Annotated in this window: 11 protein-coding genes; 7 read left to right on the top strand and 4 right to left on the bottom strand. The window is 65.9% G+C overall.

Annotated features, from left to right (window positions below; genetic code table 11):
* Window positions 1–75: 75 nt before the first annotated feature.
* The 6 genes from E7811_RS07015 (at window position 76) to E7811_RS06990 (ending at window position 6,576) form a co-directional block, all read left to right on the top strand.
* Window positions 76–1,965, top strand: coding sequence for a polysaccharide biosynthesis protein (locus E7811_RS07015; protein ID WP_394345609.1), 1,890 nt, complete (start codon window positions 76–78; stop codon window positions 1,963–1,965).
* Between the two features lie 94 nt (window positions 1,966–2,059).
* On the top strand, window positions 2,060–4,198 hold the full coding sequence (locus E7811_RS07010) for a YjbH domain-containing protein (protein WP_136393813.1): 2,139 nt from the start codon (window positions 2,060–2,062) through the stop codon (window positions 4,196–4,198).
* Window positions 4,195–4,881 carry a YjbF family lipoprotein gene (locus E7811_RS07005; RefSeq protein ID WP_136393812.1) on the top strand — a complete coding sequence of 229 codons (687 nt, stop codon included), beginning with the start codon at window positions 4,195–4,197 and terminating at the stop codon, window positions 4,879–4,881. The genes E7811_RS07010 and E7811_RS07005 overlap by 4 nt, the downstream gene beginning before the upstream one ends.
* 75 nt (window positions 4,882–4,956) lie before the next feature.
* Entirely contained in the window at window positions 4,957–5,157 is a 201-nt protein-coding gene (locus tag E7811_RS07000) for a hypothetical protein (RefSeq protein WP_136393811.1), read from the top strand.
* Window positions 5,158–5,236: 79 nt separating this feature from the next.
* Window positions 5,237–6,070 (top strand): YihY/virulence factor BrkB family protein, encoded by an 834-nt coding sequence (locus tag E7811_RS06995; RefSeq protein WP_136393810.1) that lies wholly within the window; start codon window positions 5,237–5,239, stop codon window positions 6,068–6,070.
* A gap of 188 nt (window positions 6,071–6,258) precedes the next feature.
* Complete coding sequence (locus E7811_RS06990) at window positions 6,259–6,576, top strand: hypothetical protein (RefSeq protein ID WP_136393809.1); 318 nt, start codon at window positions 6,259–6,261, stop codon at window positions 6,574–6,576.
* 18 nt (window positions 6,577–6,594) lie between these two features.
* Here the strand turns inward: E7811_RS06990 and E7811_RS06985 are convergent, their stop codons facing one another.
* Both E7811_RS06985 and E7811_RS06980 read right to left on the bottom strand, forming a co-directional pair.
* Complete coding sequence (locus E7811_RS06985) at window positions 6,595–10,422, bottom strand: translocation/assembly module TamB domain-containing protein (protein ID WP_136393808.1); 3,828 nt, start codon at window positions 10,420–10,422, stop codon at window positions 6,595–6,597.
* Entirely contained in the window at window positions 10,422–12,236 is a 1,815-nt protein-coding gene (locus E7811_RS06980; protein WP_136393807.1) for an autotransporter assembly complex protein TamA, read from the bottom strand. Before E7811_RS06980 ends, E7811_RS06985 begins: the two co-directional genes overlap by 1 nt.
* Window positions 12,237–12,397: 161 nt before the next feature.
* Between E7811_RS06980 and E7811_RS06975 the strand changes: the two genes are divergently transcribed.
* A complete protein-coding gene (locus E7811_RS06975) occupies window positions 12,398–13,741 on the top strand; it encodes a cytochrome-c peroxidase (RefSeq protein WP_136393806.1) in 1,344 nt (447 codons plus the stop codon).
* 20 nt (window positions 13,742–13,761) lie between these two features.
* On the opposite strand, the gene E7811_RS06970 is transcribed toward E7811_RS06975, so the two are convergent.
* Both E7811_RS06970 and E7811_RS06965 read right to left on the bottom strand, forming a co-directional pair.
* The gene (locus E7811_RS06970; protein ID WP_136394267.1) at window positions 13,762–15,315 is read right to left on the bottom strand and encodes a CRTAC1 family protein; all 1,554 of its coding nucleotides are present in this window, start codon (window positions 15,313–15,315) and stop codon (window positions 13,762–13,764) included.
* Window positions 15,315–16,592: an ROK family transcriptional regulator gene (locus E7811_RS06965; protein WP_168732971.1), complete on the bottom strand. Its 1,278-nt coding sequence runs from the start codon at window positions 16,590–16,592 to the stop codon at window positions 15,315–15,317. Before E7811_RS06965 ends, E7811_RS06970 begins: the two co-directional genes overlap by 1 nt.
* Window positions 16,593–16,773: the final 181 nt, after the last annotated feature.

Below are 16,773 nucleotides of genomic sequence, written 5' to 3'. Positions count from 1 at the left end.
GCCGTCGCGCCCGCATTCGGGCGGGCCGGAAAAGCGCCAAGGGACGGGCGTGTTGCAGGGGGCAGGATGAATAGGATCAGGCAGGCGCTTTTTGCCTATACCACCGGGATGTCCCGGCCGCAGAAGCGGCTGGTTTTCCTGCTGGTCGATGCGATCCTTGCCCCGGCGGCCCTGATGATGACGCTGGGGCTGTTCTACAGCGGGACCGAGGTCGTCTGGAACACGACCGAAGTCTTGCTGACCTATCTGATTCTGGGTCTGGTCGCGGCGGCGGTGTCGGCTGGGTTCGGCCTGCACCGGATCAAGCTGAAGTCCTACGAATCCTCGGCCATCCTGAAAACCGGCGGCTTCACCCTTGTGATGACGCTTGCGCTGCTGCTGCTGACGCGCCTCCTGCCGGTTCCGGGCGTGATCCTGTTCGGGCTGGTGCTGTTCCTGCTGGCGGTCGCCGCGCGGGTCGTGATGCTTTACACGCTTTTGTGGGTGCTGCGGCTTGGGCAGTCGAAGAAACGGGTGCTGATCTACGGGGCGGGTACCACGGGAACCCAGCTTGTTGCCGCGCTGCGGTCGCACGAAACGCTGATCCCGGTGGCCTTCGTCGATGACAACCCCGGCCTTCATTCGATGACCGTGGCCGGGCTGAAGGTCATCCCGTCGCAGCGGATCGGGGAATATGCCGCCGATCGCGGGGTCGACAGGGTCGTGCTGGCGATGCCGTCGGTTTCCGCGCCCAAGCTGGCGCAGATCACCCGGCGGCTGCGGCAGCAAGGCCTGCAGGTGCAATCGCTGCCCTCCTTCGCCCAACTGGTCGGGGAAGAGGCGCTGATCGACAAGCTGACGCCGGTCACGCCGGGGCAGTTCCTGGGTCGCCAGCAGCATGGCGACAGCCTTCCGCAAGGCACCGAGGCCTATGCCGGGCGGTCGATCCTCGTGTCCGGCGCGGGGGGGTCGGTCGGGTCCGAACTGTGCCGCCAGCTCATCGCCATGCGGCCGCGCAAGCTGGTCTTGTTCGAAATCAGCGAACTGGCGCTTTACACGATCGACCGCGAATTGCGGGATGCGGCCGAGGGAACCGAGGTCGAGATCTGCGCCGTCCTTGGGTCGGTGACGGATTCGCGGCTGGCCCGGATGGTGATGATCGACCACGATGTCGAGGTCGTCTTCCACGCCGCGGCCTACAAGCATGTGCCGCTGGTCGAGGCGAACCCGATTGCGGGCCTTGCCAACAACGTGCTGGGAACCCGCACCTTCGCCGATGCTGCCAACGATACCGGTGTCGAACGCTTCATCCTGATTTCCACCGACAAGGCCGTGCGCCCGACCAATGTCATGGGCGCATCAAAGCGGCTGGCCGAGCTTGTCGTGCAGGACCTTGCAAAGCGGTCGCATGGCACGGTGTTTTCGATGGTGCGCTTCGGCAACGTGCTTGGTTCGTCCGGTTCGGTCATCCCGCTGTTCAAGGACCAGATCGCGCGGGGCGGCCCGATCACGCTGACGCATGAGGATGTCACGCGCTATTTCATGACCATCTCGGAGGCCGCGCGACTGGTGCTTCTGGCCGGGTCCTTCGCCGATGGCGCGACGGCAAACGGCGGGGATGTGTTCGTGCTCGACATGGGCAAGCCGGTGCGGATCCGCGACCTTGCGGTGCAGATGATCAACGCGGCGGGCTATTCCGTGCGCGATTCCGACAATCCGAACGGGGATATCGAGATCGTGATCACCGGGCTGCGTCCGGGCGAAAAGCTGCACGAGGAATTGCTGATCGGTGAAGGCCTGCTGACCACCCCGCATTCCAAGATCCTGAGGGCGCGCGAGGCCGGCCTGTCGGAACTGGAAATGGCCAATGCCTTGAAGGATTTGCGCGATGCCATCGTGGCCGGCGACGCCGAGGCGGGACGCGGCGTGATCCTGCGTTGGGTGGACGGGTATCACCAGCCCAGGACGGTGGCCAATTCGCAATAGGCCGGGTGGATCAACGAATCGGTTGCCCGGAAATGGATTGTTGCGCCATCGGCATTCCCTTAGAGTGGCGCCCAAAGACATAAGGCTGTGTACGATGAGACTTCCTTCGCCCAGACGCATTGCTCTGTTCGGGATGACCTCTGCGGTGGCGGTGGTTTCGGCTGGCCTTGCCATCGGGGAAAACCGTCCCTCGCTGAACTTCTACGGCGTTTCCGGTCTGATGGACATGCCATCGGGTGAATCGCAGGCCGACGGCATGCTGACCGTCACCTCCGCCCATTTCGGCCCGATCAGCCGCACCACCCTGTCGTTCCAGATCACCCCGCGGCTTGGGGCAAGCTTCCGCTATCTCGGGGTCCGGAACTGGGATGATTTCCGTCCGTCGATCTGGGATGTCTACTATGACCGCAGCTTCGACCTTCGCTATCAGGTCCTGAAGGAAGGCCGGTATGTGCCCGCCGTGACCGTGGGCTTTCAGGATTTCGTCGGCACCGGCGTGCTGTCCGGGGAATACATCGCAGCCACCAAGAACCTGAACGACCGGATCAAGGTGACCGCCGGCTTGGGTTGGGGCCGCCTTGGCAGCTATGGCGACATCGGATCGCCCTTCGGGCCACGGCCCGCCATCGACGCGGGCAAGGGCGGCAAGCCCAGCTTCGACCAGTGGTTCCGCGGCCCCGCCGCGCCCTTCGCGGGCGTGGAATGGGCGGTCAACGACCGGTGGTCGATCAAGGCCGAATATTCCTCGGACGACTACACGAACGAGGCGGGAGTGCGTCGTACCTTCGAACGGAAAAGCCCGCTGAACTTCGGGATCGAATATCAGGCCTACGACAGCCTGCGGCTTGGCGCCTATTACATGTATGGGTCCGAACTGGGCGTGTCGCTGCAATTCGTGATGAACCCCAAGCAGCGCCCGATGGGCGGCGTCGGCGGCCCGGCCCCGACGCCGGTGAAGGTGCGCCCCTCGCCGACGTCCGATCCCGATGCATGGTCGCCCGAATGGGTGGCGCAGGAAGGCGCGCGCGAACAGCTGATCCAGAACCTGAACAAGTGGCTGGAAAAGGATGGCATCGTCGTCGAGGCGATGGGATACGACGGGCGCACGGCGCAGGTCCGGATCCGCAACACCCGCTATGATGCCGAAGCGCAGGCGATCGGCCGCGTGGCGCGCGCGATGACGGCGGTCATGCCCGCCTCGATCGAGAATTTCGAGGTCGTCCCCCTGGTGCGCGGCATGCCCGCCTCGAAGGTCACGGTGCGCCGGACCGATATCGAGGCGCTGGAATTCACGCCCGGCGCCGCCGACGCGATGCGCGCTCGCACGACCGTGTCGAACCCGGGGGCGCCGATGGCCAACCTCGCCTACGATCCGGAGCTTTACCCGAAACTCTCGTGGTCGCTTGGCCCCTACAACCGCATCCGCCTGTTCGACCAGCGCGACCCCTTCAAGATGGACGTCGGGCTTCGCTTTGCCGCCCGCTACGAGATCGCGCCGGGTCTGGTCCTGGCCGGTTCGGCGACCAAGAAGATCGCGGGCAACCTGGACGAGCCGCCGCCCGACATCCCGACCGGGCTGCAACCCGTGCGTTCCGATGTCGACGTCTATGACGCCAAGGCCGACCCGGCGCTGGAATCGCTGACGGTCGCGAAATATGGCTATCTGGGCAACGACGTCTATGCCCGCGTCACCGCCGGCTATCTGGAACGGATGTTCGCCGGGGTTTCGGGCGAGCTTTTGTGGAAGCCGGTCGACAGCAAGTTCGCCCTGGGCGCCGAGGTCAACTATGTCGCGCAGCGCGACACCGATGGTGGCCTTGGCTTTGGCGAATATGACTACAAGGTCGCGACCGGCCATATCTCGGCCTATTACAACTTCGCGCCGGGCTTCCATGCGCAGGTCGATGTGGGGCGCTATCTGGCGGGTGACATCGGTGCCACGCTCGCGATCGACCGCGAGTTTTCGAACGGCTGGCGCGTCGGCGCCTTTGCCACCAAGACGAATGTCTCCGAAGCCGATTTCGGGTCGGGTTCGTTCGACAAGGGCATCAAGCTGGAAATCCCCTTCGCCTGGGGCACCGGGCAGCCGACCCGCAAGAAGGCCACGACGATCATCCGTCCCTTCGGGCGCGACGGGGGCCAGAAGGTCGAGGTCGACGGCCGCCTGTACGATTCGGTGCGCGATTACCACGCCTCGGGTCTGGATGATCAGTGGGGGAGATTCTGGAAATGATCCGACGCAAGGCTTCCCTCGCTGCGGCCCTGGCGGGCGCGGCACTGGTGCTTTCGGGCTGTGGCAACGATCCTGACGCCAATACGGGTGTGAAGATCGTCAAGGAGGTTGGCGCGGCCATGGCCGCCCGTGCGAAGGGCGACGCCGCTCCGGCGGGGGGCGGTGCGGGGATCACCCGGGCCGAGCTGAACCAGTTCAACACGCCGATGATCATGGCGCAGCTGCCGGCCAGCGGCCTGACCGCGTTCTTCGTTCCTTACGCGACCAACGGCGCGGTGGAAACCTGGGCCTCGCCGGACAACCGCACGATTTCCTTCCGGGGCGGCGTGATGGTCGCAACGCGGGGATTCGGGCCCGATATCATGCAATCCAGCGGCCCGAGCATCGGCCAGATCGCCTCTGGCAGCGGATCGCATACGCGAATCTTCGATTATCTCGACGGCGCCGACCAAAATATCCGGCGGGAATACGCCTGCACGGTCAAAACTGCCGGGGTTGAAACAATAACCGTTGTAGACCGGCAACACACGACCCGCCATGTTATCGAGGATTGCACCGGAAACGGGGGGCAATTCCGCAATGAGTACTGGTTCGAAGGAGGTAATTTTCTTAGAAAATCCAAGCAGTTGCTTGCCCAGGAATGGGGCTATCTGGAGTTCCAGCGCGTGGTTGACAAAGGCTAGAAGATAAGGCTTTTCTACTGTGTCGCCGTATGGTATCCGAACCTTAATCGTCCAATCCAAGTCACGGAGAGTAAAATGAAAAAATTCACCGCTTTCGTCGCTGCCGCCGCTCTGCTGTCGTCGGTGACCGCTGCCACCGCTGGCGGCCCGGTCATCATCGCTGAAGAGCCCCCGGTTGTGGCCGCTGCTGCCACCACCTCGGGCGGCGCCATCCTGCCGCTCGTCGGTCTGGGCCTGGTCGCTGCTCTGGCCGCTTCGTCCTCGGGCAGCCACTAATCCTTTCGCCTTCGGGCGTTTGGCTTAGTCAAAGGATTGGGTCCGCGTTTGCGGGCCCTTTTCTTTTTTGGCGAACCCGATGAACAGACGTCGCATCGCCTCTGCCCGTGACTGGCTGCGCCGGATGGGGCAGCGGATGGACAGGGCGGGTCTGGGGACCATCGCCGCCTCGGTCGCCTTCTTCGGCTTCCTGTCGATCTTTCCCGCCCTCGCTGCGGTCATCGCCCTGTGGGGCGTGTTCTTTGATCCCGCGATCATCCGCAGCCAGATGGATCTGGCGGCCGAGTTCCTGCCGGCCGAGGCGTTCTCGCTGATCAACACACAGGTCGAGGCGCTGATCCGCGCCGGGGGCGCGCGGCTTGGTTGGGCCAGCGTCCTGTCGCTTCTGTTCGCGCTCTGGTCGGCCCGTGCCGGGGTGGCCGCGCTGGTCGAAGGGGTGAACCGCATCCATCACCTGCCGTCCCGCAGCGGTCCGCGCCACCTGCTGATGGCGGGTATTCTGACGCTTGCCTTGATCGCCATCGCGCTTTCCGCCCTGCTGGCGGCTGTCGTGGTGCCCGTGGGGCTTGCCTTCCTGCCGCTTGGCCCGTCGGCGGCCCTGGTCCTTGAACTGGCGAACACGGCGCTGGCTGTGGCGCTGGTGGCGCTGGGGCTTGGCCTGATCTACCGCTTCAGCCCGAACCGCCCCCGGAGCGGCCGCCCGAGGCTGCTGACGCGCGGGCTGCTGCTGGCGGTGATCCTGTGGATCGTCGTCGCGCGCGGTTTTGTTTTCTACCTCGCGAATTTCGGAAACTACAATCAGGTCTACGGTTCGATCGGGGCTGTCGTGGCCCTGATGATGTGGCTTTACCTTTCGGCCTACGCCATCCTCCTGGGGGTGGCCATAGATGCCCAGAACGATCCATCCAATTGATCGAATTCCGCCACGTTTTCGGCAAGATTTCGTGTCATCCAATACTCGTTATGCTAATTATAGTTCGAGCAATCGAAACAATGCCGATGACTTGGGGTCTTCGCGGCCACGGCCTTCGCATAATCGATTGCCAGGTAAGCGGTTTCATGCCCCGCGTGTGGGCAGTTCATCCGGAGGGAGAAATGCAGATGAATCGAGTTCGCGAACCGGAAGTCCTCTTGTCCGAGGCCGTCACTCGCGCGCGTCGTTTCTACCTTCGCCTGGTCGACCCCGAAGGCGATCTGCCGGACGATCTCGCGCTGTCCCGTTCGCGCGATTATCACCACCTGCTGCTGGCTGGCCGCCAGATCCGCGCCCTGGGCACGCGCGAGGCGTTCCGCCACACACTCAACAACCTGTTCAGTGACGATCCGGGCCTGTCGCAGCGCGCCGCCCGCGATCTGGAACATCTCTGGGCCGGGATGATGGATTGGCCGGACCCGGACCGCCCCGTCCTGCTGAACTGACGGGCCTGCGGGCCGTGGTCAATAGTCCTTTTCCAGGAAGATCCCGATGCTGGTCCCGTCGCCGCCCGCAGTGCCGCGCACGGTCAGGTTGGGCGTGATGTCCAGGTTCAGGTTGATCTCGCTCTGTCCCTTGTCGTCGACTTCGACCTCGGTATAAACGTTGCGCGAGATGTATTTGCCCGCGCGGACCGATGTGCCGCCATCCGCATCCGTTTCGACGTCCAGATCGTCAAGGCCGATCCCCTTGCGCAGCTTGCTGACGATGCCCTCGCCGCCCCGTCCGGCCAGTGTGGCCACGGCACTTGCAAGTTGCACCGCCTGAAGGGCCGACAGGTTCGTCAGCCCCCGATCGAACAGAAGCCGCGCCAGAACCTCTTCCTCGGGCAGCTCGGGAACCGAGACGAACGAAACCTCGGGTGTGTCGGCGGGCCCTTCGATCGAAACCGACGAAACGATCCCGTCGCTTTCGGTCGAGGCAAGGATACGCAGTATGGGGTTGAAATCGCCTTCCAGCTGCAGTGTCGCCTCGGACAGGTTGAGCCGTTTGCCGAGGATGTCGAGCCGCCCCCGGATCAGGGCAAACGCGCCGCTGGGAACCACCTGGTCGGTGGTGCCGGCAACCCGCAGTTCGCCGCCAAGTTCCGCATCCAGCCCCCGGCCGCGAATGAACAGCCGACTCGGTGCCGAAATCAGCAGATCCAGTCCGAAGGGGCGACCGCCTGCCGCCGTTTCGTCGGCTGCGTCCCCCAGCAGACCCGCGCGGCGGCGGGTCTCGCGCACGGCGCCGGGTTCGTTCACATGCTGCAAGCCCGGCACATCGCCCAAGCCCGTCATCCCCGTCGACGGCACCCGCAGTTCCGTTTCAAGAAGCAGGACCGATCCGCTGATCACGGCGCCCCCGGTCAATGGCCCCCGCACGGCGATGTCGCCGTTCAGCCGGGTTTCGAACAGCTTCGGATCGCGCAGGACGACATTCGTCAACCGGCTTGCGATCGTCGCGTCAAAGGGCGGCTCCAGTCCGACGGACCCGTCTATGGCGACCTGCCCGCCGGTCGAAATCTGCGCCCCGCCTGAAAGGGCGGCCCGTCCCGAGGCCAGATCGGCTTGGACGTTCAGCCCGAGAACCGAGAACGGAAGGGTGGGGTCGGCGAGTTCGGCCCCCGTCAGGGCGATCCGCCCCGACAGCGAGCGGGGCGCGAACGGCCCGTTCACCGTCACGTCGAAGCTGACCGGCCCGCGCGCCGTCCGGGGCCGTATGAACGGGTTGGCCAGTTCGGCCCGTGCACTACCCGCGATCCGCAGCCCGCTGCCCTGAAGCCGCCCGTCAAGACGCCCGCTGATGCGCGCATCGATCCCGCCCGGCCCACGCCCCGCGAGGTCGAGGACATAGCCCGTCGCGTCCTCGCGCGCCGTGCCGCTGATCGTGGCAGGGCCAGGAAACTCGGCCAGCAGGATGCCCAGATCGGTCAGCCTGGCATCGACATCCAGCGTGCGGTCTGCACCGTCCAGCCTGCCGCTCGCGCGGGCCGAGAGCTGCGGGTTGGTCAGGTCGAGCCCGTCCACGCGGATGCGGTCCCCGTCGATCGAAAGGTTTGCCGACAGGGTAGAAGTGCCACGCAGCAGGGTGTCCGCCTCGGCCTGGCCAATGGCGAGATTGGTCCCGGTGCCATTGACCGCCACCTGCGCCGCCTCAGGGGTGCCCCTCACCGTTGCGTTCAGTTGCGCGGAACCCCGATAGCCGTTCCCCAACCCCGAAAGGTCGGACAGGCCAAGCTGTGCCGCAAGGTCGCTGCCGTTCGGGTCCAGAAGCCCGGTGATCGACGCATCCAGCGTTGCGGCCTTCACGTCCAGCCTGCGGATATCGACCGCGGTGCCCCGGATCGCCGCCTCAAGCGTCACGGTCGAGGCGCCGCGCATGAGGGCGTCTGCCTCGGCCACTCCGATGCGCAGCCCCTCGCCGCGCGCGTCAACCGAAAGCGTGCCGTCATCGGGTGTGCCGGTGAAGCGGGCAACGCCCGCAAGCGCACCGCCATAGGGGCCGCCCATCACCGAGAGGTCGGCAAAATCAAGGTTGGCGGTGATGTCGCTGCCCGCCGTGGCATAGCGGCCTGATGCATCCGCGGTCAGGCTGGCCGCCGCCACTTCAAGCGCGCGCAGGGTCGTTCCGGTTTCATCGCGGCGGACCGATACGGAAACCTTCGATGCGCCCCGCAACAGATTGTCGACCTCGGAAATCCCGATGCCAAGATCGGTGCCGTTCACATCGGCGACCAGATCGAAGGCGCCGCCCAGAAGGCTTGTCTCGCCCTCCGCCGAAAGCCGCGCAGCCCCCGCCAGCGTGCGCCCGGCAAGGCGGCTGGCGCGGGACAGGTCGCCAACCTCGGCATCGGCCCGGCCAGAGATGGTGATCCCGGAATGAAGGCCACGGATGCGCAGCCCGGCGGTCATGCCGTAATCGGCGCCCCCAAGTTCGATCCTCGGGATGGTCAGCGCCTCGCTGCCCTCCTGCCAGAAGAAGGTGCCCGTGCCCTGGATCGTGCTTCCGATCAGTTCGGCAAGCGCGGGATCGGCCATTGCCAGCCCTTCGGCCCCGAACCTCACGGTGCCGCCGACCACGGGACGTGCGCCGGTTCCGGTGCCGCGATTGATGCGGCCCGACCCGTTCAGCGTGACCTGACTGGCAGTCAGATCAGTCCGGCTCAGCCCGTTCAGCTGCCCCGAAAGCGACCACCCGTCGCCGCGTGAAGCGTCGAAGGCAACGCGCAGCCGGGCATCGCGCATCGCGGTTCCGGCGTCGGTTGCAAAGGGTAGAAGCAAGGGCTGGCCGTCCGGACTGCCCATCGTCACGTCAAGGTCAAGCTGTTCGGGCAGGCCATCCGGCGCGATGATGCCAGACCCCGCGATCTGCATGCCGCGCGCGGTCAGGACGAGTTGCGACAGGGTCAGCTGTCCCGTGGCAGACCGCAGCCCATCGGCCTGAAGCTGAAGCGCATCGCCGAAGAAATCGGCATATTCCGGCAGGAACAGCGGCGCCGGATCGCCGCCCAGCCTTGCCGCAAAGCGCGTGGCACCTTCCGGTTCCGATGCGATCTCGACCGCCCCGGCAAGCCGTTCCTGACCATCCGACAAAAGCCTGATATCGGCCGTGAAATCCGAAATCGGCGCGTCACCCTTCACCGTCAGTTCCAGATCCGGCGCACCGGGGATACCCAGCAGTGTCGCGCTCAGCCCTCCGGCATCTTCGCGGGCATCGAGCGAGACAAGAAGGTTGCGCGTGGCGTTGGAATAACCCGCGGTCAGGTCGAACACCCCGTCCGGCCCGCCATCCGTGCGCTCCAGCGTCAGGTCGATACTGCCTTCGCCCCCGGCCAGCGAGGCCGCCGCCTCAAGCCGCCCCTCGACCAGCGTTCCAAGGATCGGCTCGCCCAAAACGATCGTATCCGCCGCGATCTTGCCGATCTGGATCGACACCGGCAGTTCCGGCAGCGCAAAGGGTGCGGCTTCGGGCGTGGGCTGGTCGTCACCGGCGGGCGGCAGCCGGTCAAGCCGGATTTCTGCGGCCGTAAGTTCGTTGACCTGAACGTTGCCCGACAACAGCGCGGCGCGACTCCAGTCCAGCGCCACGTCACGAAGCGTAAGCCAGGGTCCATCGGCATCGGCGATCGTGAGTTCGGCCATCGTCGCCCGAGACGACAGCGCGCCTTCGAACCCGGTGATCGTGACCTTCTGGTCGTCGGTCGACAGGTTGTCTTCCAGAAGCGCGGTCAGATAGCCCCGGTCATCCTCCTGGGCAAGGCCCGTGACCGGCAGCGAAAGGAGCGGGAAAAGGAAAAGCAGGCGCCGCATCAGAAGGATTGTCCTATGCCGACATAGATCTGGATGCCGTCTCCGGTCGTGCCGCCGACCGGGGCCGCAACATCAAGCCGGATTGGGCCGAAGCCCGTGGCATAGCGCAGGCCAAGCCCCGCCCCCGCATGCCAGTCATTCACGCCTTCGAAGAAATCCAGCGCCCCCACATGGCCCGCATCGACAAAGCCCACCACGCCGATGGATTGGGTGACCATTGCCCGCGCCTCGACCGAAGCCGCCAGAAACGCCTGCCCGCCCGTGGTATACTGCGTGGCACCCGCCGACCGCAGCACATTCACCCCCAGCGACTGATAGGGATGACCGCGCACCGTGCCGCCGCCACCGGAATAGAACAGGTAATCGCGCGGCGTGCCCAGCAGTGACGAACCGAAGACGGCCCCGGCCTGCACGCGCCCGGCCAGCACGAAGGGCCGGTCGCCACGGCTGAGATTGCGGTAGGCCCGCGCATCGACAAAGGCGCGCATACCGGAATCGGTGAAACCGAAGCCCTGAAAGGGCCGAACCTCGGCATCCAGGAAAAAGCCCCGTGTCGCATCCAGCTTGTCGTCGCGCCGGTCCCACGTCAGGCCAACGGGCAGCGACAGGTGCCGGTAATCGAAGCGCCCCGCCACATCGGTGATGTTGGCCGCTGTATATTCCAGCGCCCCGCGCCCGGTCAGCGTGTCCGAAAAGTAATGCTGTGCGTTGATCCCTGCCGTAACGATGTCGGCGTCGAAATCTTCTTCGTTCAGATGTGCAAGGTCGAAGGACAGGCCCACGGTCGTGTCGGGCGTGAAGGTGGCGGGACGGTCCAGCGTGATGCCAAGCTCATAGTCCACGCCACTGGATTGCGCGCCGATATTGCTGATCTCGCCCTCGACCCGAAGCCTCTCGGCCCCGCCCAGAAGGTTGCGGTGCATCCAGTAGCCGGTCAGGTCGAGGCCGTCCAAACTGGCCAGTTCGGCGCCGAACCCGAAGCGGCGGGGCTTTTCCTCGACCACGGTTGCGGTAATGCCCAGAAGATCGGGCGCGGTGATCGCCTCATCCTCGGTCAGCGACACGGATTTGAAGACACCCGTGCGCCGCAGCCGTTCGGCCGCGCGGCGCAGCTCTTCGGGGTCGAAGACCTCGCCCTCGGGCAGGCCCGCGATCTTCAGGATCCGGCGGAGTTTCATCCGCTCTTGCCCCTCGACCGTCAGCGGCCCGAACCGCAGGCGCGGTCCGGGGGCCAGCGTCACCTGGGCGGCAAGCGCCTGGCGCGCGTGATCGGCAACGATGGTTTGCCCGCTCGGCTCTGCCTTGGCGTGACCGATGGCGCGCCAGCCGTCCACGCCCGCCGTGACCGCGGCCTTGATCAGTTCGCTTTCGGCCCTTTCGCCGACGCGAAATCCGTCGGGCATCTTTGTGCCGTCCGCAAGCGGTGCGACGTCGGCGCGCGAGAAGGTGAAGGGCAGGCCGGGCGCGACCGACACCTCGATCCGCTCGATGCGCGGCGGCACGTCGATCGGCGGGATGTCGGCGGCCTCGCGCCCGTCGATCCTGACGCTGACCACGGGGGAATAATAGCCCTTGGCATAAAGCGCGCCCACGATGCGCCCGTATTCGGCCTGGGCCGAGGAAAACAGTTCCTGCGGGTCGGTGACCTTGTCGTTGCGCGCCGCCAGCACCAGCGAGGCGCCGCGCAGCGCCTTGGCCAGCGCCTCATCCCCGCCGTCGACGCGGAATTCATAGACCTGCTGGGCCGATACGGGAACCGACAGCGCCATGCCAAAGGCCATCGCTGCCGCCAGTATCCTGCCCCGTTTCGCCATGGATCGTTCACCCCCGGATGTATGCCTACCATCTATCGCATCCCGACTCCCGTGTCGCAATGCAAAGGGGTGAAGAATTGATCGTGGAACGGCGGAAATTTGCGGTCTGGCCGCTTCCAGCGCAGGGATGTTTCTGCTTTCTTCGGCGCGAGGAGATCATCATGCCGCGCACACTGATCACGATTATCGCAGCGGTGGCCGTCCTTGCGACGGCTGCCCAGGCCCAGGCCGAGACGCAGGCCCGGCCGAGGCCGGTGACGGATGCCGATTACGCACCGCTCAACCCGATCGAGGTCGAACTCGGGCATCTTCTGTTCTGGGACCCGATCCTGTCGGGGAACCGCAACATTTCATGCGGGACCTGCCACCATCCCCGGCTTGGCACGTCCGACGGGCTTTCGCTGGGTCTGGGCGAGGGGGGCGTGGGCCTTGGCCCGCAGCGCAAGGCCGATCCGGCGAACCTGCCCGAACAGCGCATCCCGCGCAATTCGCCGGCCCTGTTCAATCTGGGCGCGCGCGAATTCACGGTGATGTTCCACGACGGGCGGATCGAGGTCGATCCATCCCGGCCGTCGGGTTTCCGCACGCCGCTGGAACAGGAAATGGAAGTTGGGTTCGCGAACCTGCTTTCGGCGCAGAACATGTTCCCGGTCCTGTCCGCCGACGAGATGGCCGGGCATTATTCCGAAAACGAACTGTCGCGTGCGGTCCGTCAGGGGCGGATCACGGGCGAGGGCGGTGCCTGGGACCTGATCGCAAGGCGGGTTGCCGCCATTCCGGCCTATGCCGAGGGGTTTGCCCGCCTTGACCCGGCAATCGGCCGCGACCGGCCGCTGGCCTTCACCGATGTGTCCAACGCCATCGCGGCCTTCGTGGCCTTCGAATGGCGGTCGGACACGGCGCCGTTCGATGCCTGGCTGCGCGGGCAGGCCGCCCTGTCCGCCGAAGCCGAGGCCGGCGCCGACCTTTTCTATGGCGCAGCGGGCTGTGCCGCCTGCCATTCCGGCCCCTTCCTGACCGATCACGGGTTCCATGCCATGGGCGAGCCGCAGTTGGGCCCCGGCAAGGCCGAACGGTTCGAACGCCACCAGCGCGACATGGGCCGGATGCGGGTGACGAACCGCCCCGAGGATGCCTTTGCGTTCCGGACGCCTTCACTTCGCAACGTCACGCTGACGGCGCCCTACGGGCATGCCGGGGCGCATGCCGATCTTGCGGCCTTCCTGCGCCATCACGCCGACCCGGTGGCCGGCCTGGGGGCCTATGACCGGGCTTCGGCACACCTGCCCGCGCTGCCCGACACCAAGCCCGACTGGCCCGTGATGGATACGCCCGAGGAACGCGCGGCAATCGCCTCGGCGGTCAGGACGGCCCCCGTCGCCCTGTCCGCAGGCGACATCGCGGCGCTGATCGCCTTTCTCGGATCACTGGAAGACCCCGTTGCCGTCACCGGCAGGCTGGGGGTGCCGGAAACCGTTCCCAGCGGCCTGCCCGTCGATCGCTGAACCGATCGCTGAACCGGCGGTCAGCGGACAAGCCGCAGGCCAGAGCCGTCGCGCCAGACTTGTGCGCGCATGCCGGGCGTGACCTCGACCCAGTCCGATGCCGCGCCATCCGGCCAGATCACGCGGAGCTCGGCACCGCCCGCCGCTCCGACGCCGAAGTGCAGCGGCCCGGCCTGCCCGCCGCCATGTCCGCCGCCCACCGTCACCTCCTGCACCTGGGTCACGCCGGTTGCGCGCACCTCGACCCAGGCACCCACAGCGCGCGTGTTCGGCCCGTCCTGCCGCAGGTCAAGCGCCAGCCAACCTCCCGCGTTTTCGGTCGTGTTCTGCCAGATCTCCATCGGCGCTTCGCGGTTGACCACGACGATATCCAGACGCCCGTCAAGGTTCAGGTCGGCCAGCGCCGCGCCGCGCGATTTCTCCATCGTGGCGATGCCCGCGAGATGGGCCTTTTCGACGAAGGTTCCGTCGGCCTGCTGCATCAGAAGGTTGTTGGGATCGCGCATCGCGTTCGAGGGCATTTCCTGCACATTGCCCTTGGCGATGAACAGGTCCGCCCGGCCGTCGTTGTCCACGTCACCGAATTCCGCGTGCCAGCCGGTCGAGGGGCGGCCGTCATCGCCGATGAAGGGCACATGGGCATAGGTGCCGATGCCGTAAGGCGCGTTTTCCAGAACCCCGCCCCCGCGGTTGATCTGCATGAGCTGATCGCCCATCGAGGTCAGCATCACCTCGGGCAGGCCGTCGCCGGTGATGTCGCGGCTGGCGATGCCCATCCCCCAGAGGCTGACCTTCTTCCAGCCGTCCGCCTCGGTATAGGGGGCGGGCGGGGAAAGGCGCCACATCTCCTCGTATCCGCCGCGAACGTAATATTGCCGGTCGTTCGAAATCCGCAGGTCTGGCACGCCTTCTCGCTTCCAGTCGGAAATCAGCATCGACAGGGCGCAGAACCCCGGCGACAGAAGTTCCGGCGGCGCAAAGCCACGGTCGGTCCAGCGGTGCAGTTCGTTCACGTCGCAGGCAAAGAACGGGCCGTCCGGATTGGTCCGGTCGACATAGTTCCCGATGGCCAGTGTCGGCCCGTCGCGGCCCGGCTCCCATGTCGCGGCGAAGGCGGTGGACCAGCGATCACCCGGAACAAGGCCCCATTCCGCGGTGTGGTCCTCGAAGGAACAGTCCGGCCCGCCCTTCAGCACCTGGTTCGCCCCCAGCCGCATCACCGCAAGATCCATCCAGCCATCGCCGTCGATATCCAGCGGCCAGGCCCCGGTGACGTGGTCGGCGAACTCTCCGGCGGCGGCAAAGGCGATGTCGCCACCCGGTGCGGTGCGGTTGACGAACAGCCGGGCAGGGCTCGCGCCACCTGCCGCGAACAGATCGGGCAGCGCATCGCCGTTGCAGTCCAGAACGGCGACACCGCCGCCGACGTAATGGTCCCATTCGCCGGTATAGGCATGGGCGACAGGCAGGCCGGACGACCGGTCGACAAAGGCAGGATCGGCCAGAGCGGGATTGGCCAGAGCGGGATTGGCCAGAGCGGATGCGGCGAGGATCAGCGGCAGCAGGGGTTTCATCATTGTGCGGCCAGTTCCCGCCCCGGCAGCAGCCGGTCCTCGCTGACGGCCGACAGTGCCAGCGCCGCCGCGCCATGCGCCCACAGAAGATCGCCCCAGGCGTGGATCTCGATCGGTGGCAGGGGCTTGCCCGTGGCGATGGCAAGGTTCTTGATCTCGGCCAGGGTTTCGTTGGCGTAAAGATAATCGTAGCGCATCCGTTCGCCCGAAAGGATGATCAGCTCGGGGTCGAAGATGTTGATCACATTCGAAAGACCGACCGCCAGATAGCGCCCGGCCCGGCGGAAGATCGACCGCGCCGCGGTGTTCCCGGCCTTGGCGTGGTCATACAGGCTTTCCAGAAGGATGCTGATCGACTGGCCTTCCTTGTTGGTCCAGTTCAGCGCCGTCGTCGCCTCGCGCGCCAGCGCGTAGTCGGCAACATAGGCTTCAAGGCAGCCACGTTGTCCGCAACGGCACAGCGCGCCGTCAAGCTGCACCTTGGTGTGGCCCAGTTCCATCCCCAACCCGGTGAACCCGCGATAGATCCGGTGATTGATGACATAGCCCATGCCGACGCCATGTTCGATCGTCACCACGGCGAAATCCGAAAGCCGCCGCCCCGCGCCGAACCACAATTCGGCCAGCGTCACGAGGTTGGCGTCGTTGTCCACGATCACCGGCAGCCCAAGCCGCTGGGTCGCCGCCGAGGACAGGGCCACGTCGCGCGCCGTCAGGACCGGCGACCAGAAGACCCGGCCGCTTGAGCTGTCGACAAAGCCCGGCACGCCAAGGCCGACCGCGCTCAGGTCGGACCGGCTCAGCCCGGCCTTGGCGCAGACCCGGTCCAGCAGCGTCTCGGTCGCGTCCAGCAGGCTGTTCAGGTCCATCACGTCGGGGCGCCGGGGAATGGTGTCATCGGCGATGAGCCGCCCCGCGAAATCCACGATCACAGCGGTATGTTCGCGATCCGAAAGCTTCATTCCGACAACGCGATGCGCATCCGGACGGACCCCCAGTGCCACGGCCGGCCGGCCGCGGCCCTGATCGCCCTCGCGCAGGACGGAAACCTCTTCGATCAGCCCCGCCTCCATCAGTTCCTGCGTGGCCGTCGTGACCGAAGCCGGAGAGACGCCCAGTTCCTTGGCAAGCTGGACGCGCGGGATCTGCCCTGCGGCGCGGACCCGGTCGAACACCTGCTGGCGCAGCGGGCGGGTGATTTCCGACAAGGGGGGAATCAGCGGCCCGCAGCCCTTGGTGACCTCGGCGGACCCATCCTTTGGCACCTGCGGCATTATTTTTTCGCCCCCCGAAGTAAAAACTGCCCAATCCAGACGAATTCCACACTCGCCAAGCCCGAAACTTGCTGCATCGCAGAGTGGTGCGCATCAATATTGGGCTGAGCGATAGTTTGCCCAACATTTTTATTTTGACAACTGAAATTATTGTGGCAGATTCCATTGCGTATCGGCGAATCTG

The sequence above is a fragment of the Aliigemmobacter aestuarii genome (genome assembly GCF_004799285.1).
GTDB classification, from domain to species: Bacteria; Pseudomonadota; Alphaproteobacteria; order Rhodobacterales; family Rhodobacteraceae; genus Aliigemmobacter; species Aliigemmobacter aestuarii.
The sequence above is the reverse complement of the archived record's forward strand: the minus strand, read 5'-3'. Positions and strand labels throughout refer to the sequence as shown.

What these genes read in the sequence shown, in the direction of transcription:
- E7811_RS07010 (WP_136393813.1), top strand. Translation starts at nt 2,060, where the DNA reads ATGAGACTTCCTTCGCCCAGACGCATTGCTCTGTTCGGGATGACCTCT.
- E7811_RS06990 (WP_136393809.1), top strand. Translation starts at nt 6,259, where the DNA reads ATGAATCGAGTTCGCGAACCGGAAGTCCTCTTGTCCGAGGCCGTCACT.
- E7811_RS06975 (WP_136393806.1), top strand. Translation starts at nt 12,398, where the DNA reads ATGCCGCGCACACTGATCACGATTATCGCAGCGGTGGCCGTCCTTGCG.
- E7811_RS06985 (WP_136393808.1), bottom strand. Translation starts at nt 10,422, where the DNA reads ATGCGGCGCCTGCTTTTCCTTTTCCCGCTCCTTTCGCTGCCGGTCACG.
- E7811_RS06980 (WP_136393807.1), bottom strand. Translation starts at nt 12,236, where the DNA reads ATGGCGAAACGGGGCAGGATACTGGCGGCAGCGATGGCCTTTGGCATG.
- E7811_RS07000 (WP_136393811.1), top strand. Translation starts at nt 4,957, where the DNA reads ATGAAAAAATTCACCGCTTTCGTCGCTGCCGCCGCTCTGCTGTCGTCG.
- E7811_RS07005 (WP_136393812.1), top strand. Translation starts at nt 4,195, where the DNA reads ATGATCCGACGCAAGGCTTCCCTCGCTGCGGCCCTGGCGGGCGCGGCA.
- E7811_RS06995 (WP_136393810.1), top strand. Translation starts at nt 5,237, where the DNA reads ATGAACAGACGTCGCATCGCCTCTGCCCGTGACTGGCTGCGCCGGATG.
- E7811_RS06970 (WP_136394267.1), bottom strand. Translation starts at nt 15,315, where the DNA reads ATGAAACCCCTGCTGCCGCTGATCCTCGCCGCATCCGCTCTGGCCAAT.